We start from the raw sequence: 19,128 nt of genomic DNA on the forward strand, positions 1-19,128 counted from the left end.
CTCGCGACGGGAACACGCGGGAACACGCGGGAACACGCGGGAACACGGAGCCGGGCGGCCTCCACCCCAATGGAGACCGCCCGGGGAACACCGGACCCGCCGGTCAGATGCCCTGTGTGCACTGCACGTCGTGCACGCCGTACGTCAGATGCCCTGCGTCAGGTACGACGCGTAGCCCGGGGTGACCGAGTCGGCGGCGTCCTGGGCGCCGAAGGCGGCGTTGCCGGCGAGCGGGGTGGAGGCGACCGTGCCCGAGAGGTCCTGCGCGAACGGCTGGACGTCGGAAACGACACCGCCCGCGAACGGCGTCACGTCGCCGACGACACCGTGGGCGAGGGTGTGGGCGCTGCCGCCGACGCCGTACGCGAGCGGCTGGACCTGGTCGACGACGGTCTGGACGAGCGGCTGGACCGCGCCGTGGACGCCACCCGCGAACGGGCCGACCTCGGAGACGACGCCACCGGCGAACGGCTGAACGTCGCTCACGACACCGCCCGCGAAGGGCGTCACGTTGCCGACCGCACCGTGGGCGAGGCCACCGGCGTCACCGACAGCCTGACCGGCGACGGGGAGCACGCCGGCCACGGCGCGGGCGGCGATGGGCGGCAGGGTGTCCTGGGCGACGGCGTGGGTGAGCGGGGTGGCGTCGGCGGCGGCGCCCTCGGCGGAGCTGTGCGCCTTGCCCTGGACCTGGCTCGGCGCCTGCTCCAGCTCGGAGGCGAAGGCGGACAGCGGACCGAAGAGGTAGTCGACCTCGGCCTCGGCCTCAGCCACGGACGGCGCGGCCTGCACGTCGTGCCGCACCTCCTGCTGGACATCCTGGGCAGCGACGTCCGCACTCACTGTGACGCCGGCGAGGTCTGCGGCCTGAACGTCCAGGACATCATCTATGGCGTCGGACGCCTGGTCGGGGGCCGACAGCGGCACCGAGACGGGCAGCTCGGCCGCGCTCGCGGCGGCGGTGCCGAGGGCCCACATACCGCCGGCGGTGGCGGCGACGGCGATGGAACGGCGGATGTTCTTGTTCATGCTTGCGTCAGATCCTTCGAATTCATTCGGCTGTTGTCCGGGGATGTCCGGATCGGCGGGCAGACCTGTCCCGCCCCCGCGCGGCAGGTCATGGAGCGGGGACGGTCTGCCCTAGCCGGGAAATTCGAGGATCTGGTGCGGTCGGTCGTACGTCGGTGAGGTGGTCGTCGGCAGCGTCGCCCCGCGCACCAGCCCGAACCGGGCGCCGTCCGCGAACGCGGCCGCGGCCGTGTGCTGGTCGCCGGAGCGGGAGGAAGTCCCGTCACCGGCCGACTGCCATACGCCGCCACCGCACGGCCCGGCAGGCGCGTCAGGCGCGTCAGGCGCGTCCAGGGGCGCGGCCTCCCCGCAGTCAGCGACGCCGGGGCTCGGGTGCGGAGCATCGTGATGCACGCCCACGATGCCGTGCGCGGACCTGTCGCTCCCGGACCCCACGGACCTGACCGGCGACGTACCACTGCCGAGAGACGACGCCGCCTCCGCAGGTCCGTCGGACACGGGCAGTTCGTGTACGGGCAGCTCACGCACGGGCAGTCCGTGCACCGGCGGTTCCTGTACGGCCAACACAGGCCCCGGCGCCGGAAGAACGGGCGCCGGAAGAGCAGGCGGCGGCAGCTCGGGCGTGCCCGGCCGACGCTCCGCCACGCGGTCCTTCAGCTCACCCACGGGCCGTGTGACGCGCCGTACGACATCGGCCACCGGCTCCACGGCCTCATCCACAGCCTGTGCACCGTCGAGCACCGGCGGCGCCAACGGCTTCCGCGGCACAGCCTCCTTCACCGGTGTCACGAAAGCAGCGGAGTCACGCGCCGGCAGCGGCGCCTCGACGGCGTACGCCTGGCCGCCCCACAAAAAGCCCAAGGCCAGCAGACCCCCCAGGAAGAACACCACGCGCAGCGCACGCCGCCGACCCGCCCGGCGCAGTACGCGCGGGGCGGCGAGGGGGTGAGCGACTACGGCAGTCAAGAGGAGAAACGCCTTCGAAGGGGGACGGAGGTGACGGAACGACGGCTGATGCTCGCACGACCCTCCCGGGGTCACGCAAATCGCATGTTACTGATGAGTCGCCATATCGGGTACGGGCAGGGGCCGTTTTTCGATCGCCGCCGCCATCACCTCCGGAAACAGGTCCGGCGTACAGGCGAAGGCCGGGGCCCCGAGGGCCGCGAGAGCTGCCGCGTGCTCACGGTCGTAGGCGGGGGCACCTTCGTCGGAGAGCGCGAGCAGGGCCACGAACTGCACGCCCGACGCCTTCATCGCCGCGACCCGCTTCAGCATCTCGTCCCGTATGCCGCCCTCGTAGAGGTCGCTGATCAGCACGACGACGGTGTCGGCAGGCCGGGTGATCTGCGACTGGCAGTACGCGAGGGCCCGGTTGATGTCCGTACCTCCTCCGAGTTGCGTACCGAAGAGGACGTCGACCGGATCGTCCAGCTGATCGGTGAGATCCACGACCGCGGTGTCGAAGACGACGAGGCGGGTGTTGATCGAGCGCATGGAGACGAGCACCGCGCCGAAGACCGACGCATAGACGACCGACGCGGCCATCGACCCCGACTGGTCGATGCACAGGACGACGTCCTTCTTCACGGACTGCGACGCCCGCCCGTACCCGACGAGCCGCTCAGGAACGACAGTCCGGTACTCGGGAAGGTAATTCTTCAGGTTGGCCCGAATGGTCCGGTCCCAGTCGATGTCCCGGTGGCGGGGCCGGTGGACGCGGGCGCTCCGGTCGAGGGCTCCGGTGACGGTGGCCCTCGTACGGGTGGCGAGCCGCTTCTCCAGGTCGTCAACAACCCTCCGGACCACGGCGCGCGCCGTTTCCCGGGTCGTCTCGGGCATCGCCTTGTTGAGCGAGAGCAGCGTCCCGACGAGGTGGACGTCCGCCTCGACAGCCTCCAGCATCTCGGGCTCCAGCAGGAGCGCCGACAGTCCCAGGCGCTCGATGGCGTCGCGCTGCATGACCTGCACGACGGAGCTCGGGAAGTACGTACGGATGTCGCCGAGCCAGCGCGCGACGGACGGCGCGGAGGCACCGAGCCCGGCCGAACGCCCGGCCGGACTCCGGGCTTCGCGCCCGCCCCCGTACAGCGCGCCCAACGCCGCGTCCATGGCGGCGTCCTGACCGCCGAGCACGCACCCGGTCCCGTCCGCCGTCTCCCCGCCCAGCACAAGCCGCCACCGCCGCAGCCGCTCCTCGCCGTTGGCTCCGCCGCGCGAGGGGATCCGCCCCGGACCCCGCTCCTCAAACGCCGGAGGGGCTGAATTCTCACCGTGCCGCACCGCAGGAGCAGAACTCGCGCCGAGCACCAACCGCAACACCGGCAGCACCGCGTCCGCGCGTTCCTCGTCGAGGCCCGGGCCGAAGCCGGGGGCCCCGGGCTCCGTCCGTGCCTGGTGGCGTTCGGCGGACGGGCCGCGCCGGACCAGTTCCCCCAAAGTCCGCCGCACTCCCGGTTCGTACGCCGAGAACGTGCGGCGCAGCAGCGGCAGTACGTCGGTGAACGCGGCGCCGGGCACGCCCGTCAGCCAGGCGTCCACCAGGCCGAGGAGCCGCTCGTCGTGCACGAGGAGCATTCCTCCCCCGGCGGCTCCGCCGACGAAGCCCTCGACCCAGGCAGCGGCATCGGCCGGCGGCGTCCCGGGCGACAGCGCGAGCCCCATGAGGCGCGCCGTCTCGTCGTCCCCGAGCCTGCCGTCGTCCAGCAGCAGCCGCACCGCCCGGCCACGGATCACCCCTCCCACGCTGTCCCGCCCGGAGAGCCTCCTCAGCACTGCCGACCAACGCTCCCGCACATCACGGCGCTTGCCCGGCGCCGTCTCGGCCAGGAGGCCGATCGCCGCGTGGACCGCGTCGAGGTGGCGGCGCATGTCCGCCGCAGCGTCCGCGTCGAGGCCCGTACACGCGGGTGGCAGCCCCACGCAGATCCGCTCGGCGAGACCCGCCGCGACCTCCCCCAGCGCAACCGTGTCCGTGCCGCGTACGTCGCCGTACCGCAGGGAACGGGCGAGCGCGGGCAGCGCCTGGGCGAGGTGGCCGACGTCCGCGTCCAGCGCCGCGCGGTCGGCGAGGGCCCGCATGACCACCGGGAGGGCGTCGGGCAGTTCGGCCAGCAGACACCGCTCGGCGAGCGCGGTGACGTCGGCGAGCACGGTGGCCGACACGGCCTGGGACTCGGCCTTGGCGGCGGCCGCGGAGAGCACGGTGGTGCCCCACACCCCGGCCTCCGCGACCCGTACCGACAGCTCGGGCTCCCAGCGCAGCCGCCAGGCCTCCCGAAACGTCCCCGTACTCCCCCGCGCCTCCGCCGGCTCACCCCAGCCGATGGACAGCAGCCGCAGCCGGTGCAGCAGCCGGCTGCGCGCCGCGTCGGTCTCCTTCCGCAGATCGAGCTCCAGCTCACGCTCGTGGGCCTCGGGCTTGAGCCGCAGGCTCCGCTGTGCCCGCGCCAGATCACGTTGCAGCGGCACGGCGGGCGCCGAGTCCGGGACTTCACCCAGTACGTCGCCGACGACGAGCCTGTCGTGCACGAGCGCCAGCGGTACGTCCGATCCCTCGCACATCACCGCCCGCACCGCGTCGGTCGTCTCGGTGAGGCCCGCGAGCGGCCGGCCGCGCATGACGGCGAGCGTTTCGGCGAGCCGTACGGCCTCGATGACGTGGGCGGAGGAAACCATCCGGTCTTCGCCCCGCAGCAGCCCGGCGACCTTGGTCATCCAGCGCTCGACAGGGCGGTCCTGGGCGGCGAAGAGATGCCCGTACCAGCCGGGCGATTCGATGCCCGCGCCGTATCCGCTGCGCCGGGCGAGCCTGCGGTGCGTCCAGGGAACCCACGTCATCTCGGCCTTGACCTTGGGCAGGCCTTTGAGCAGCGCCCGGTCGGCCGTGGCGGTAGCGATCTTCTCGCCGAGCGCGGGCAGGTGCCAGGCGCCGCAGACCACGGCGAAGTCGTCACCGAACTCCTTGCGAGCGGCCCGCAGCTGGAGCCTCATGTACGCCTCGCGGACCCGGTCGCGGCTGTGCCCACCGTCTCCGTACGTCTCGCGCAAGGCGCTCATGGCCTCCGCGAGCGCCCCGAACGGCGCGAAAGGATCGGCGTCGCCCGCGCCTCCGCGATGCTCGACCACGTCCTCCCACCACCGCTCGGGATCGTCGTACCCGGCGGCCTCGGCGAGCGCCCCGACCGGGTCGAAGGCAAGAGCCTCCACCACCCCCTCCTCACCCTCCTCGCCCTCCCCGCTCCCCTCCCTCAGCGCCAGCGAGTGCGCAGCCGGGAGGTCGATGAAGCGGACCGGTACGCCGTGCCCGAGGGCCCAGCGGATCGCGACCCACTCCGGGGAGAACTCGGCCAGCGGCCAGAACGCGGCCCGCCGCGGGTCGTCCGTGACGTGCGCGAGCAGGGCCACGGGCGGGCGCATCGCCTCGTCGGCCGCGAGCGGCAGCAGCGCGTCGGCCTCGGACGGTCCCTCGATCAGCACAGCCCGGGGCCGCCCGGCGTCGAGCGCCCCCCGCACCGCACGTGCCGAGCCGGGCCCGTGGTGACGCACGCCCAGCAACAGAGGACCGGAACAAGCCGTCATCCCGAGACCTCCCGGCAGGCACGGTAGAAGTCCTTCCAGCCGTCCCGCTCGCGGACGACCGTCTCCAGGTACTCCTGCCAGACGACCCGGTCCGCCGCAGGGTCGCGAACGACCGCACCGACGAGCCCGGCCGCCACGTCGCCGGAGCGCAGCACGCCGTCCCCGAAGTGAGCCGCGAGGGCCAGACCACCTGTCACGACGGAGATCGCCTCGGCCGTGGACAGCGTGCCCGAGGGCGACTTGACCTTCGTACGGCCGTCGGCCGTGACGCCGTCGCGCAGCTCGCGGAAGACGGTGACGACGCGCCGGATTTCTTCGAAGCCGTCGGGCACGGCCGGCAGGTCGAGAGAGCGCCCGATCTGGTCGACGCGCCGCGCCACGATGTCGACCTCGGCCTCCGCCGTCGCGGGCAGCGGCAGCACCACGGTGTTGAACCGTCGGCGCAGCGCACTGGACAAATCATTGACCCCGCGGTCGCGGTCATTGGCGGTGGCGATCAGATTGAACCCACGGACGGCCTGCTGCTCCTGCCCCAACTCAGGAATGGGCAACGTCTTTTCCGACAGGATCGTGATCAGGGTGTCCTGCACGTCGGCCGGGATGCGGGTGAGCTCTTCGACCCGCGCGGTCATGCCGTCGGCCATGGCCCGCATGACGGGACTGGGCACGAGCGCGTCGCGGCTCGGCCCGTGAGCGAGCAGCCGGGCGTAGTTCCACCCGTACCGGATGGCTTCCTCGGGCGTCCCGGCCGTGCCCTGCACCAGCAGGGTCGAGTCACCGCTGACGGCCGCCGCGAGATGCTCGGACACCCAGGTCTTGGCGGTGCCCGGAACACCGAGCAGGAGCAGCGCCCGGTCCGTGGCGAGCGTGGTGACGGCGACTTCGACGATCCGGCGCGGTCCCACGTACTTCGGCGTGATCACCGTGCCGTCGGGCAGGGTGCCGCCGAGCAGGTACGTCGCCACGGCCCAGGGCGAGAGCAGCCATCGGGCGGGCCGCGGCCGGTCGTCGGCCGCGGCCAGCGCCTTGAGCTCGTCGGCGAAGGCGTCCTCGGCATGCGGCCGCAGGGCCTCGCCGCTGTCCGCTCGTACGCCGGACTTGATTTCGGGCGTGGTCATGGATCCCCCTCCAGATTTCCCGGATGTGGGATCCACCGTGCACCACGCCACTGACAATCGACCGTCGCAGCAGATCAGGCGGCCCAAATGACGCCCCGCCCGCAGCCGTTACTCCACGATCGGGGAGGCGGCGATGCAGCCGAGCAGAGCCTTCTCGCCGGACGCTTCCTTGATCGTCTCGCCCTTGTAGACCACCTTGCACGTCAGGTCGGCAGTGTCCTCGAAGCTGATCGGGGAGACGGCGGGCGGCATGATGCCGCGCAGCGTGACCGTCTTCTTCCAAGGCAGCGTCGGCTTCTTGACCGTCTCCATCTTCGGGTCCATCGCCGTGCCCCCGCCGCCCGCGAACTCGATGGAGTCGACGCTCTTGCCCGTGACTTCGTACGTGACCTCGTACTTCTCGTCGATGACCTTGTCGACCTGCTCGGCGCAGCCCCCCAGACCGAGAGCGAGGCCGGTGAAGCAGCAACGCAAACAACAACACAAACGATGCGATTCATCTGAGATCCCCCCGGATCTGAACATACGTCAGAACATCTCACTCAATCGCAAATGCGCACCGCAGTCAAGACCCGAAGATCGGCAAAACCGCAGGTCAGAGCCGACTGTCAGTGGTGCCCCGTAGCGTCATTCCCATGAATCAGCAGGGGGTGCGCTGGACTGCGGAACAGGTGCTGGCCTTGGCTCCTGACGAAGCGTCACGCAAAACGGGAAGCAGGCTCGGCACAGCCGGGCCTTGGTCGGAGGCGGGTTGCAGCGGCTCGGGGGCGCTGTGGGGACTGTGCAGGGGCAGCGGCAGCACCCCCTACCGGACGGTGGTCGACACCGCGGGCGGCAGCCCCGCCTGCAAGTGCAGCTGCCCGAGCCGCAAGTCCCCCTGCAAGCACGCGCTGGGCCTGCTGCTGCTCTGGACCGCGGACGAGTCGGCCATGCAAAAAGCCGCGGCGCCGAGCTGGGCGGACGAGTGGCTGACGGCCCACAGGAAGCAGACGAATCAGACGAAGGCCGGCAAGCCCGAGGCAGCGAGGCGCAGGGCCGAGCAACGGGCCGAACGGATCACCACCGGAGCCTCGGAACTGGAGCAGCGCCTGGCCGACCTGCTGCGCGGAGGTCTGGTGGCCGCCGAGCAAACGAACTACGGCCTGTGGGAGGAAACAGCCCGCCGCATGGTCGACGCCCAGGCACCAGGGCTGGCCGCCCGGGTGCGGGAGTTGGGCGCGGTGCCGGCGTCGGGTCCGGGCTGGCCTGCCCGGCTGCTGGAGGAGTGCGCTCTCCTGCATCTGCTGGACACGGCGTGGCTGGGCCGCGACGGGCTGCCGGAACCGCTGGCCGCGACCGTGCGGACACGTGTCGGCCTCACCGCGTCCGCAGGGGGACCACCAATCCGTGACCGCTGGCTGGTGCTGGCCCAGTACGACACGCCGGACGGCAATCTCGTCGTGCGCCGCATATGGCTGTACGGAAGGGAGTCGAGGCGCATGGCGCTGATCCTGTCCTTCGGCGCCGCGGGCCGGGCACCCGAAATCGCGCTGCCCGCAGGCGTGATGCTGGACACCGAGCTCACCTACTACCCAGGCGCGGGGCAACTGAGGGCCGACATGGGAAACGAGCCGGCCCTCCCCCTCCCGATCGACGCCCCGCCCCCCGGCGTAGGCACCACCGAAGCGATCCACGCCTACGCCAACGCCCTGAGCGACGACCCGTGGCTGGACTCCTGGCCGGTGACGCTGAGCCGCGTCATACCGGTCCCGTCCGGCGATGCCTGGCAACTGGCCGACGCCCAAGGGAACTCAGCCTTGCCGGTCACCCAGACAGCGCTGTCCCGCCCAAACCTCTGGAAGCTCGCGGCCCTGTCCGGCGGCGGACCCGTCACGGTCTTCGGGGAATGCGGCCACCGAGGTTTCACACCACTGACGGCCTGGGCCGGCTCGGCGGAACCCGTCCCCCTGACCGAAACCTGACCACGGAGGGACCGATGACCACCAGCAGCAGCCCCGCATCAGAAACCTCCGCACCAAACGCCATGACACCCACAGCCCCCGCAGCCGGGGCACCCACAGCCGGAACATCCACCGGCAGGGCACCCGAAGCCACGGCAGCAGAAGGCACGTTGCCAGGAGGGGACGTGACGGGGCGCTCCCCGCAGGGCGTTGAACGCAACCACCCCGAACGAAACAACGCAGTACCCGAACGTTCGACGACCGAGGAGACGCCCCGGCGCGGCACCGATCCCAAGGCCCCGGAAGCCACGGCACCCGAAGCCCCGGCCCCGGAAGCCACGCCAACGTCCACGTGGGAGGACCTGGTCACCACCGCCCTCCTCGGCACCGACCGCCGTACGCTGCCGCCCGGCGCAGCGACCCCCGGCAAGGACGCCCCCACCGCGCTGCTGCACGCCGCCGCGTACCAGACCGTACGCCGCAGGGCAGGCCTCCTGCCCGCGCGCGCCGCCGCACGCCCCGACCCCGCGCCACACGACCCGCGCCCCCCGCTGCCCGCCCCCGCCCGCCGCCGGCTCGCACAACTGCTGGCCGGCCGCACCTCGTCCCCCGCCGGCGCCAGTACCGGCGTCGGCAGGCGCGGCACCGCGCCCGATCTCACCGAGCTGCTCCCCCAGTGGCTCGCCGCCGCGAACCGGCGCCAGTTCCAGGCGCCCCCCGCCTTGCTCCCCGCGCTGCTGGACGCCGCCCGTGCCCGTACCGACCTGCGCCCCCAGGCCCTGGCCTTCGCCGGACCGCGCGGGCTGTGGCTGGCCCGGCTGAACCCGGACTGGCGGTTCGCCCTGCGCGGCATGTCGGGCGGCACATCGGGCGGCACATCGGGCGGCACATCGGGCGGCGGCGGCGCCGCGATGCCCGACCCCCAGGACGTGGCAGCCGTACGGCGGCTGTGGGAGGAGGGACTGTTCGCGGAGCGCGTCGGCCTGCTCGCAGCCGTCCGCGCCCAGGACCCGGTCGCCGCGCGAGCGCTGCTCGCCACGACGTGGCCCACCGAGCGCGCCGAGGACCGCCTGATGTTCCTCGATTCGCTGCGCTGCGGCCTCTCCGACGCGGATGAGCCCTTCCTGGAACAGGCCCTGTCCGACCGCAGCCGCAATGTGCGGGCCACCGCCGCCGAGCTGCTCTCCGCGCTGCCGGGCTCCGCGCTCGCCGCGCGGATGGCGGCGCGGGCCTCCACCTGCGTCAGCCTGGACCGTTCCGGCCGCGCGACCGACGGTGAGCGCATCGTCGTGGAGGCCCCGCACGAATGCGACGCGGACATGCAGCGCGACGGCGTGTCGCCCAAACCACCGACGGGCCGGGGGGAGCGCTCCTGGTGGCTGGGCCAGCTGGTCGAGTCGGCCCCGTTGCACACCTGGCCGCACCGGCTGGGCGGCCGGACACCGCAGGCGATCGTGACCCTGCCCGTGGCCGACGACTGGAAGGAGGAGCTGCACGCGGCCTGGTGCCGCGCGGCGGTGCGCCAGCGGGACGCCGACTGGTCCCGCGCGCTGCTCGGCGCGCCGTCCGCACCGCCGGCGACCGGCCCCGGTACGGCATCGCTTGCCGAACGGGCGAAGCTGCTGGAGACCTTGCCGGCGGGCGAACGCGCGGAGTGGGTGGCCGCGTTCATCGCGGCGCACGGCCTCTCCGAGGCGTTCCAGCTGCTCGGGGTGTGCACCGTGCCATGGGCGGAACCGCTCGGCCGCGCGGTGGTCGACGCACTGGACATCGCGCGGGACGCGGGGAGCTACCCCTGGAGCTTCAGTGGGGTCATGGGTCTGGCCGAACGCTGCCTCGACCCCGGGGAGGCGGGCCGCCTCGAAATACTCACGACGACGCCGGACGAGCAGGAGGACGCGGTGCCGGGTGCAGGGGGCTACTGGTCGGAGGCCTTCCAGCGTCTCGTCGGCACCCTCCGGCTCAGAGCCGCGATGCTCGCGGAGCTACAGGAGGGCTAGAGCGCAGGCGGGGGTGTCCGGGGCGCTTGGCCCCAGACCCCGCTCCTCAAGCGCCGGAGGGGCTGGATGTCCCGTCCGGCGATTGAGGGCCTTACGCGTCGGCCGCCTGGCGGACGTGGGTGTTGACCCACTCCACGATCGACTGCGTCGTCGCACCCGGCGTGAAGATCTCCGCGACACCCTTCTCCTTCAGCGGCGCGATGTCCGCCTCCGGGATGATGCCGCCGCCGAAGACCTTGATGTCCTCCGCATCGCGCTGCTTGAGCAGCTCGATGACCTTCACGAAGAGCGTGTTGTGCGCGCCCGAGAGGATGGACAGGCCGATCGCGTCGGCGTCCTCCTGAATGGCGGTGTCCACGATCTGCTCGGGCGTCTGGTGAAGCCCGGTGTAGATGACCTCCATACCGGCATCGCGCAGAGCCCGCGCGATGACCTTTGCTCCGCGATCGTGTCCGTCGAGTCCCGGCTTGGCGACGACCACGCGGATCGGCCCGGTCACACCCATCACTGCCTCCATGTACCGACTGCGCCGTCATTGGCACGCGCCCCGCACCGATGCGAACGGGGAAGTGAACGAACGTTATCGACAGCATCCCGCAACCGGCCGTTTCGCGGTGGACAGGGAGGGGGAAATCACACATGGGACATGTTCGCTATGCGTCGTTCCTGCCACATCAGGCGCTACAGCGGCTACAGCGGCCGGCAACCGCGGTAGCCGCCCGCAGCAGCCGGGACGACCGCAAGGGGAGCCGCAACGAGGCCGCCGTCCCACCGTGCCGTCAGCCGCACGGCACGGTGGAACGGCCCGCCGAGTTCCTCAGTACGGCACCCCATGAGGGCACACGGGGGACGGAGCCGCGGCCCCGCGCGCCGTTCGGGAGGTCGCCATGAGGGTCCTGCCCTTCTTCTTTTTGCCCTGTCTGCACCAGCTGCGCCTGTCGGCCGCCCTCGTGAGAGCCACCGCACTGGACCTCGCCATCCTCGCCGGGCACCTGCTGCTCTACCCGTCCGGCATCGCCCAGGAGCGCCGCAACGGCGTGGAACCACTCGCCGACCCGATGGCCGGGCCGCCCGAGACCACCCGGCTTCCCACGGTCGGCCGGGACCACCCGCCCGTCGTACTGCTCCACGGCTTCGTCGACAACCGCTCGGTCTTCGTCGTGCTGCGCCGCTCCCTGGCCCGGCACGGCTGGCGCCACCTGGAGTCGCTCAACTACTCGCCGCTCACGTGCGACATCCGCACGGCGGCGGAGTTGCTCGGCCGCCACGTCGAAGAGATCTGCGACCGTACGGGCCACACCCGGATCGACATCGTCGGACACAGCCTCGGCGGCCTGATCGCCCGCTATTACGTACAACGCCTCGGCGGCGATACCCGCGTGCGCACTCTCGTCACCCTCGGCACCCCGCACGCCGGCACCAGCGTCGCCCCGCCGATGAGCGCGCACCCCCTCGTGCGGCAGATGCGGCCCGGCTCCGATGTGATCGAAGAGCTGCGCAGGCCCGCGCCGTCCTGCCGCACGCGGTTCGTGAGTTTCTGGAGCGATCTCGACCAGATCATGATTCCGGTCGAGACCGCGTGCGTCAGCCACCCGGATCTCATCGCCCAGAACGTACGGGTGACAGGAATCGGCCACCTCGCTCTGCCCGTCCATCCGACGGTCGCCGCCGGCATCCGGCAGGCGCTGGAGGAGCAGGACACCGGGGCGGGCACCTCAGGCACGGTCTCCGTCGCCTGAACTCACCCAACCCCGATCGAACATCAGTCGAACGCAGCACCAAGGCTGTGCCCGCCGTCGGCCAAAAGGCGGCCGAATGCCCGTTTCCGGACTGTGGAAAATCTGGCGAAGATTGTCGCCGTCCCGTACCGCCGGGTACAGTCGCGCCACTGCTTAGCCTCTGGGGCCCCCTCCCGGGACCCCAGCCCCCACAGGTCCTGCATTGCCGAGGCGAGAGAGAAGTTGGTGGACGACCAGCACGCCCACGCCGGGTACGACGGCTACTCCACCGGCACGTTCCACACGGATCCCCTCTTCGGAGCCCTCCCCGCCCAGGGAAGTCACTACGAAGCCGGCCACAGCGGCCAGTACGACACCACGCAGTGGGACGCCACGGGGGCCCAACAGGCGGTCGGTTACGACGCGTACGGCACGCACCAGCAGGGGCAGGGGCAGGGGCAGCAGTACGACGCCACCGGAGCGTGGCCCACCGCCGCCTATCAGACGGCGGCCGAGATCCCGGCCCAGTCCACCGGCCAGTGGGACTCCAACGCCTGGAACCAGACAGGGCAGTTCGACACCAGCCACTTCACCACCGGCCAGTACGAGACGGGCCAGTACGGAACAGGCCACCTCGACACGAGCCAGTACGACACGAGCCAGTACGACAGCGGCTCGTACGAGACAGGTCAGTACGAAACAGCCCAGGTCACCCAGGCCGCAGACGCCACCGGGCAGTGGAACGCGACACCGGGCTACGACAACGGCGCGTACGACACCGGCGCGTACGACGCCACCGCGTGGAACACCGGCGCGTACGAGAGCGCCCCGCCTCAGCAGCAAGTCTTCTACGAGACAGCCGAGTTCCCGGTCGCTGACCTGGCCGACATGGCCAACCGGGCTGACGACACGCCCGAGGCCAAGCACGAATACGCCCCGGATCACGCGTCCGAACAAGAACACGAGCCTGAACCGGAGACCGAGCCCGAGCCCGAGCCGGAGCTCGAACACGCACCGGCCGCAGCAACAGCCGCCTCAGCCACCGCTCCCGGCTCCCGATCGGCCCGCCGCAGCGCAGGCAACGGCAACTCCGGCCGCGGCCGCCGCCGCACCCCCGCCAAGCGCTCCGCCCTCCTCACCGTCGCCGTCCCCTCCGCCTGCGTGATGGGCGTGGCCGGCATCGCCGCCGCCTCGGTCGGCAGCGTCGGCGGCGGCACCCCCGCCGAGGAGAAGAAGGACACGACCAAGACGGTGACCGCCGCCGACCCCGGCTCGGTCAAGCCCGTAGCGGTCAACAACAAGCTGGACACCCAGCTCGCCGCCCTCGACGAGGACGTCAACGACTTCGCCGACCGCGCGAGCCGCACGCAGGAACGTATCGACCTGCAAGCGCGCCAAGCCGCCGAGAAGAAGCGCAGGGCCGAGGAAGCCGCCCGCAAGGAGGCCGCCCGCCCGAAGTTCGCCCTGCCGGTCGAGCAGCACGGCCTCAGCGCGTACTACGGCCAGGCCGGCATCAACTGGATGTCCGTGCACTCCGGCATCGACTTCCCCGTCTCGTACGGCACGCCTGTGATGGCGGCGACCGACGGCACGGTCCGTACGCAGTACAACAGCGCCTACGGAAACATGGCGATAGTGACCGCCCCCGACGGCACGGAGACCTGGTACTGCCACCTCAGCAGCACCAAGATCCGTTCCGGCTCGGTCCAGGCCGGCGACACCATCGCGTACTCCGGCAACTCGGGCAACTCGACGGGCCCGCACCTCCACTTCGAGGTGCGTCCCGGCGGCGGGTCGGCGATCGACCCCCTGCCGTGGCTCCGCAGCCACGGCCTCAGCCCGACGTAAACCCCACGCGAAGCGGTAGGCCGTAAGCCGTAAGCCGGAAGAAGCCGCTACAGCTTCTCGACCGGCGCGTAGCGCAGCAGCAGCTTCTTCGGCCGCTCGTCGCCGAAGTCGATCGTCGCCTGTGCCTCCGACCCCGTCCCCGTCACCGTCATCACGGTGCCGAGTCCGAACTGGTCGTGCGTGACCCGGTCCCCGACCGAAAGCGCGACCACCGGCTTGTCCGACGTACGCCGCGTGGCGAACCCCGAAGCGCCGCCGCCACCACCGCGCGACCGCGAGGCCAGCGAGGACGACAGCGACGAAGCGACGCCCGACACCGGTCCCGCCGGGGCCTGCGCGCCCTTGCGCTTCCACGTCAGGTACGTCTCCGGGATCTCCTCCAGGAATCGCGACGGCGGGTTGTACGAGGGCTGTCCCCACGCGCTGCGCATCGAGGCCCGCGTCAGGTAGAGCCGCTCGCGGGCGCGCGTGATGCCGACGTACGCGAGTCGCCGCTCCTCCTCCAGCTCCTTGGTCTGGCCGAGCGCGCGCATGTGCGGGAAGACGCCGTCCTCCATGCCGGTCAGGAACACCACAGGGAACTCAAGCCCCTTGGCGGTGTGCAGCGTCATCAACGTAATGACCCCGGACCCGTCCTCGTCCTCATCAGGAATCTGATCGGAGTCGGCGACGAGCGCGACCTTCTCCAGGAATTCGGCCAGCGTCCCGGGCTCGTCGCCTTCCCGCTCCTGCTCGAACTCCAGGGCGACCGCGGCGAGTTCCTGAAGGTTCTCGATACGTGTCTCGTCCTGCGGGTCGGTCGAGGCCTGGAGCTCGGCGAGGTAACCGGTCCGCTCGAAGACGGCTTCGAGCACCGTGGCGGGCCCGGCGCCCGACTCGACGATCGTACGGAGCTCCTCCATCAGCGTGTTGAAGCGCTTCACGGCGTTCGCCGAGCGGGCCGCCATGCCGTACGCCTCGTCCACGCGCCGCAGCGCCTGCGGGAAGCTGATCTTCTCGCGCAGCGACAGCGCGTCGATCATCGCCTCGGCGCGGTCGCCGATGCCCCGCTTCGGTACGTTCAGGATGCGGCGCAGCGGGACGGTGTCCTCGGGGTTCGCCAGGACGCGCAGGTACGCGAGCACGTCCCGGACCTCCTTGCGCTCGTAGAAGCGCACGCCGCCGACGACCTTGTAGGGCAGCCCGACGCGGATGAAGATCTCTTCGAAGACGCGGGACTGGGCGTTCGTACGGTAGAAGACGGCGACGTCGCCGGCCTTCGCGTCGCCCGCGTCCGTCAGCCGGTCGATCTCCTCGGCGACGAACTGCGCCTCGTCGTGCTCGGTGTCGGCGACGTACCCGGTGATCAGCGAGCCCGCCCCGGCGTCCGTCCACAGGTTCTTGGGCCGGCGGTTCTCGTTGCGCTCGATGACGGCGTTGGCGGCCGTGAGGATGGTCTGCGTCGAGCGGTAGTTCTGCTCCAGCAGGATCGTCTTCGCGTCCGGGTAGTCCTCCTCGAACTGGAGGATGTTGCGGATGGTGGCGCCGCGGAAGGCGTAGATCGACTGGTCGGCGTCACCCACGACACACAGCTCGGCGGGCGCCTGGTTCTCGCCCGACGGACCTACCAGTTCGCGTACGAGCGTGTACTGAGCGTGGTTGGTGTCCTGGTACTCGTCGACCATGACGTGCCGGAAGCGCATCCGGTAGTGCTCGGCGACGTCCGGGAACGCCTGGAGCAGGTGCACGGTGGTCATGATGATGTCGTCGAAGTCCAGGGCGTTGGCCTCGCGCAGCCGCGCCTGGTACATCGCGTAGGCCTGCGCCAGGGTCTTCTCGAAGCCGTCGGCGGCCTGCCCGGCGAAGGTCTCTTCGTCTATCAGCTCGTTCTTGAGGTTCGAGACCTTGGCGCTGAAGGCCTTCGGCGGGAAGCGCTTCGGGTCGAGGTCCAGATCGCGGCAGACGAGCGCCATCAGGCGCTTCGAGTCGGCGGCGTCGTAGATCGAGAACGAGGACGTGAAGCCGAGCCTCTTCGACTCGCGGCGCAGGATGCGCACGCACGCGCTGTGGAAGGTGGAGACCCACATGTGACCCGCACGCGGGCCGACGAGCTGCTCCACGCGCTCCTTCATCTCGCCCGCGGCCTTGTTGGTGAAGGTGATCGCGAGGATCTGGCCGGGGTGCACACCCCGCTTGGCCAGCAGGTATGCGATCCGGTGGGTCAGGACGCGGGTCTTGCCCGAACCCGCGCCAGCCACGATGAGCAGCGGCGATCCGGCATGGACGACGGCGGCGCGCTGCTCTTCGTTCAGCCCGTCGAGCAGCGCGGCGGCGTCCACGACCGGGCGCGGCGCGCCGTCCCTGTAGTGCCCGTCCCTGGGCGCCGGAGGCGCGTCGAAGGCGCCGCCGAAGAGGTCGTGCGGGACCTCCTCCGGGGCGTGATCCTCGGGGGGCGGCGGGGCCGGCTCTTCCGCGTGCTGGAGGTCGGCCAGGAAGCTGTCGTCAAAGAGGCTGCTCATCGTTTACCAAGCTTAGGCGGGACCACCGACAGCCCGCCCCGGATTCCACCGGGGCCACCCGGATCCGGCCGGGCGAACCCGGCGCTCCGCCACTTCGCACGCCTGCCGTCGCCCTCTGTGACCTTGCGCACGCCCGACGGCCGACCGAGGGACCGGGCTGCGGGACGCACAACGGAACCAACTCGACCAGGTCACGAAAATGTATCGGGCATATCGAACATCGGGCTTCCCAGCACTCACCACTGTTGGCTAGCGTGCCGAGTCGGGCGGCTCGTACCCCAGCCGGCGAACAGCGCCGGAGCGATCAGCCCACGCCGAATCCGGCCTGCCACAGGGCAGTTCGGAACCGGGGACCCACGCGCACCACCTGGGGTGAATCGGTCCGCAGTCCCACGGACCGTAGGGCACCTTCCGTTCGTCCCGCCCGAACCCGACAGCTAACCCGGTAGGCGGTCCACGGAAGGAGATGCCGGCCTTGGCGTCGCATCGCAAGCCGCGTGCCCGTACACGCACCACCGCACCCGCACTGGGCATCACGACGGCCGCAATCGCCTCAGTCGGCCTGCTCGCCCAGACAGCGGGCGCGGCACCCACCGCGCCGACGGCTCCCAAGCCGACCGTCGAAGAGGTGCGGAAGAAGGTCGACGACCTCTACCGGCAGGCCGGCACGGCCACGCAGAAGTACAACCTGGCCAAAGAGAAGACGGAGCAGCAGCGGAAGTCCGTGGACGGCCTGCTCGACGCCGTGGCCGAGCGGACAGAGAAGCTGAACGAGGCCCGGCGCAAGCTCGGCAGCTACGCGGCCGCACAGTACCGGTCGGGGTCGGTCACCCCGACCGCCGCGCTGCTCCTCGCGGACAGCCCCCAGGCGTACTTCGACCAGAACCGGCTGCTGGACCGGATGACGGAACGCCAGCAGACGGATGTCACCGACTTCGAGACGCAGCAGGCGGCGGCGTCGAAGAAGCGCGCCGAGGCGACGCGGAGCCTGGAGAGCCTCACCGCGTCGCAGGCATCCCTCAAGTCCTCGAAGCAGGACGTGCAGACGAAGCTCGCACAGGCGCGCGAGCTGCTGTCCCGGCTGACCGCGCAGGAGAAGGCGCGGCTGGCGACGCTGGAGAAGGCGCGGGAGGCGGAGGCGCGGCGCAAGGCCGAAGCGAAGGCCAAGGCAGAGGCGGAGGCGGCCAAGGCGGAGCGCAAGCGCCAGGAGGAAGTGGCACAGAAGGACGAGAGCGATACGGGAACGGGTACGGGTACGGGTACGGGTACGGGAGCCGATACAGGCACGGGTTCCGGCACCGGCACCGGCGACGCGTACGCCGCCAAGGCCGAGAAGGTCCTGGCCTTCGCCCGCGCCCAGATCGGCAAGCCGTACGTCTGGGGCGCGGCAGGCCCCAGCTCGTACGACTGCTCCGGCCTCACCCAGGACGCCTGGAAGGCCGCCGGCGTCGACCTCCCCCGTACCACCTGGGACCAGGTGAAGGTCGGCACGCGCATCGCGACGGACAACCTCAAGCCGGGCGACCTGGTCTTCTTCTACGACGACATCAGCCACGTCGGCATCTACATCGGCGGCGGCAAGATGATCCACGCCCCGAAGCCCGGCGCGTACGTCCGCGAGGAGTCGATCTACTACATGCCGATCTACGGCAGCGTGCGCCCCGCCTAGCCCGAAAGCGCCTGTGCCGGGCCGCGTTTGAGTTGGCCTTTCCTCATCGTCCTCCTGTCCTCCTGTCCTTCGCCGGTCCGGCAGGACAGGACGATGAGAAGTCACCTGAACTGGGCGGTGGTCTCAGGAGCCGCCGTGCGATCATGCCGAGGATGCCCCCGGGGGGGCCGAAGCGGTGGTCGGTGCACGCCGGTCGCGGCGGAGGCGCTCGTCGCCGAACAGCCCGGCCACCGGTGGCGGCCGCGACGCGGTCTTGAACAGGGCGACGCGGCCCGCCACAGGCTCAGAGATCCGCAGCCCGGCTCAGGTCCAGAGCACCGCGATGAAGATATTGGCGACGGTCAGTCCGCCGACCGCCCCGAACAGCGCCTTCTCGACCCTCTCCTCATCGCGCTTGACGTACACCAGGCCGAGGATCACCACGAGGATCGCGAGCTTGATGCCGATCTTGAGGTTGTTCACCGCCTGATCGTCGGCCTGGTTGAGTCCCACCAGTGCCACGCCCGTGACGAGCATGGTCAGCGCGCCGTGCAGCATCGCCGGATTGAAGCGGGCCGTGCCGTCGCCCATCGCCTTCATCTGGGTCAGGAAGCCGCCGAGCAGCGAGGCTATGCCGATGATGTGCAGGCCGACGAAGACATTGATGAGTACGTCCATGAACCGGAGCCTAGCTCTGGCCATAGCAGCCCCGGCGGCCAGGTTCCCCTGCCATCGCCGTATCGGTCGC

General features: G+C 71.1%; 13 protein-coding genes, 1 pseudogene and 1 riboswitch. Of the genes and pseudogenes, 5 read left to right on the forward strand and 9 right to left on the reverse strand.

From position 1 onward, the window contains the following. Window positions 1–144: 144 nt before the first annotated feature. The 6 genes and pseudogenes from ABZX79_RS12965 to ABZX79_RS12990 form a co-directional block, all read right to left on the reverse strand. Window positions 145–1,029, reverse strand: a complete 885-nt coding sequence (locus ABZX79_RS12965) for a hypothetical protein (RefSeq protein ID WP_355255312.1) — start codon at window positions 1,027–1,029, stop codon at window positions 145–147. A gap of 111 nt (window positions 1,030–1,140) precedes the next feature. Then, window positions 1,141–1,995 (reverse strand): hypothetical protein, encoded by an 855-nt coding sequence (locus ABZX79_RS12970; RefSeq protein ID WP_355255315.1) that lies wholly within the window; start codon window positions 1,993–1,995, stop codon window positions 1,141–1,143. 87 nt (window positions 1,996–2,082) lie between these two features. Further along, complete coding sequence (locus ABZX79_RS12975) at window positions 2,083–3,141, reverse strand: VWA domain-containing protein (RefSeq protein WP_355255697.1); 1,059 nt, start codon at window positions 3,139–3,141, stop codon at window positions 2,083–2,085. A gap of 189 nt (window positions 3,142–3,330) precedes the next feature. Next, window positions 3,331–5,610 (reverse strand): annotated as a pseudogene (locus tag ABZX79_RS12980) (DUF5682 family protein); the annotation flags it as partial. Then, window positions 5,607–6,728: an AAA family ATPase gene (locus tag ABZX79_RS12985; RefSeq protein WP_355255318.1), complete on the reverse strand. Its 1,122-nt coding sequence runs from the start codon at window positions 6,726–6,728 to the stop codon at window positions 5,607–5,609. The gene ABZX79_RS12985 and the pseudogene ABZX79_RS12980, both read right to left, overlap by 4 nt. 108 nt (window positions 6,729–6,836) lie before the next feature. Continuing rightward, window positions 6,837–7,202, reverse strand: coding sequence for a hypothetical protein (locus ABZX79_RS12990; protein WP_355255321.1), 366 nt, complete (start codon window positions 7,200–7,202; stop codon window positions 6,837–6,839). A gap of 161 nt (window positions 7,203–7,363) precedes the next feature. On the opposite strand from ABZX79_RS12990, the gene ABZX79_RS12995 reads away from it, so the two are divergent. Further along, a complete protein-coding gene (locus tag ABZX79_RS12995) occupies window positions 7,364–8,689 on the forward strand; it encodes an SWIM zinc finger family protein (RefSeq protein WP_355255324.1) in 1,326 nt (441 codons plus the stop codon). Window positions 8,690–9,030: 341 nt separating this feature from the next. Next, entirely contained in the window at window positions 9,031–10,668 is a 1,638-nt protein-coding gene (locus tag ABZX79_RS13000; protein WP_355255700.1) for a DUF5691 domain-containing protein, read from the forward strand. Between the two features lie 91 nt (window positions 10,669–10,759). Here the strand turns inward: ABZX79_RS13000 and ABZX79_RS13005 are convergent, their stop codons facing one another. Beyond that, window positions 10,760–11,173 (reverse strand): cobalamin B12-binding domain-containing protein, encoded by a 414-nt coding sequence (locus ABZX79_RS13005; RefSeq protein WP_214970729.1) that lies wholly within the window; start codon window positions 11,171–11,173, stop codon window positions 10,760–10,762. A 382-nt stretch (window positions 11,174–11,555) separates the two neighbouring features. On the opposite strand from ABZX79_RS13005, the gene ABZX79_RS13010 reads away from it, so the two are divergent. After that, a complete protein-coding gene (locus ABZX79_RS13010; protein ID WP_355255328.1) occupies window positions 11,556–12,407 on the forward strand; it encodes an alpha/beta fold hydrolase in 852 nt (283 codons plus the stop codon). A 225-nt stretch (window positions 12,408–12,632) separates the two neighbouring features. After that, window positions 12,633–14,234: a peptidoglycan DD-metalloendopeptidase family protein gene (locus tag ABZX79_RS13015; protein WP_355255331.1), complete on the forward strand. Its 1,602-nt coding sequence runs from the start codon at window positions 12,633–12,635 to the stop codon at window positions 14,232–14,234. A gap of 47 nt (window positions 14,235–14,281) precedes the next feature. Here the strand turns inward: ABZX79_RS13015 and pcrA are convergent, their stop codons facing one another. After that, window positions 14,282–16,732 (reverse strand): DNA helicase PcrA, encoded by a 2,451-nt coding sequence (pcrA, locus tag ABZX79_RS13020; RefSeq protein WP_355255334.1) that lies wholly within the window; start codon window positions 16,730–16,732, stop codon window positions 14,282–14,284. 302 nt (window positions 16,733–17,034) lie between these two features. Beyond that, a riboswitch (cyclic di-AMP (ydaO/yuaA leader) is annotated at window positions 17,035–17,200 on the forward strand. Between pcrA and ABZX79_RS13025 the strand changes: the two genes are divergently transcribed. Next, window positions 17,199–18,401: an NlpC/P60 family protein gene (locus ABZX79_RS13025; protein ID WP_355255337.1), complete on the forward strand. Its 1,203-nt coding sequence runs from the start codon at window positions 17,199–17,201 to the stop codon at window positions 18,399–18,401. (Overlaps the previous riboswitch by 2 nt.) 303 nt (window positions 18,402–18,704) lie before the next feature. Here ABZX79_RS13025 and ABZX79_RS13030 read toward each other — a convergent pair whose 3' ends face one another. Next, window positions 18,705–19,058, reverse strand: a complete 354-nt coding sequence (locus ABZX79_RS13030) for a hypothetical protein (RefSeq protein ID WP_355255340.1) — start codon at window positions 19,056–19,058, stop codon at window positions 18,705–18,707. Window positions 19,059–19,128 lie beyond the last annotated feature (70 nt).

Source organism: Streptomyces sp. NPDC002994 (genome assembly GCF_040611155.1).
Lineage (GTDB): Bacteria > Actinomycetota > Actinomycetes > Streptomycetales > Streptomycetaceae > Streptomyces.

What these genes read in the sequence shown, in the direction of transcription:
- ABZX79_RS12965 (WP_355255312.1), bottom strand. Translation starts at nt 1,029, where the DNA reads ATGAACAAGAACATCCGCCGTTCCATCGCCGTCGCCGCCACCGCCGGC.
- ABZX79_RS13025 (WP_355255337.1), top strand. Translation starts at nt 17,199, where the DNA reads ATGCCGGCCTTGGCGTCGCATCGCAAGCCGCGTGCCCGTACACGCACC.
- pcrA (WP_355255334.1), bottom strand. Translation starts at nt 16,732, where the DNA reads ATGAGCAGCCTCTTTGACGACAGCTTCCTGGCCGACCTCCAGCACGCG.
- ABZX79_RS12975 (WP_355255697.1), bottom strand. Translation starts at nt 3,141, where the DNA reads ATGGACGCGGCGTTGGGCGCGCTGTACGGGGGCGGGCGCGAAGCCCGG.
- ABZX79_RS12985 (WP_355255318.1), bottom strand. Translation starts at nt 6,728, where the DNA reads ATGACCACGCCCGAAATCAAGTCCGGCGTACGAGCGGACAGCGGCGAG.
- ABZX79_RS13010 (WP_355255328.1), top strand. Translation starts at nt 11,556, where the DNA reads ATGAGGGTCCTGCCCTTCTTCTTTTTGCCCTGTCTGCACCAGCTGCGC.
- ABZX79_RS13005 (WP_214970729.1), bottom strand. Translation starts at nt 11,173, where the DNA reads ATGGGTGTGACCGGGCCGATCCGCGTGGTCGTCGCCAAGCCGGGACTC.
- ABZX79_RS13030 (WP_355255340.1), bottom strand. Translation starts at nt 19,058, where the DNA reads ATGGACGTACTCATCAATGTCTTCGTCGGCCTGCACATCATCGGCATA.
- ABZX79_RS12995 (WP_355255324.1), top strand. Translation starts at nt 7,364, where the DNA reads ATGAATCAGCAGGGGGTGCGCTGGACTGCGGAACAGGTGCTGGCCTTG.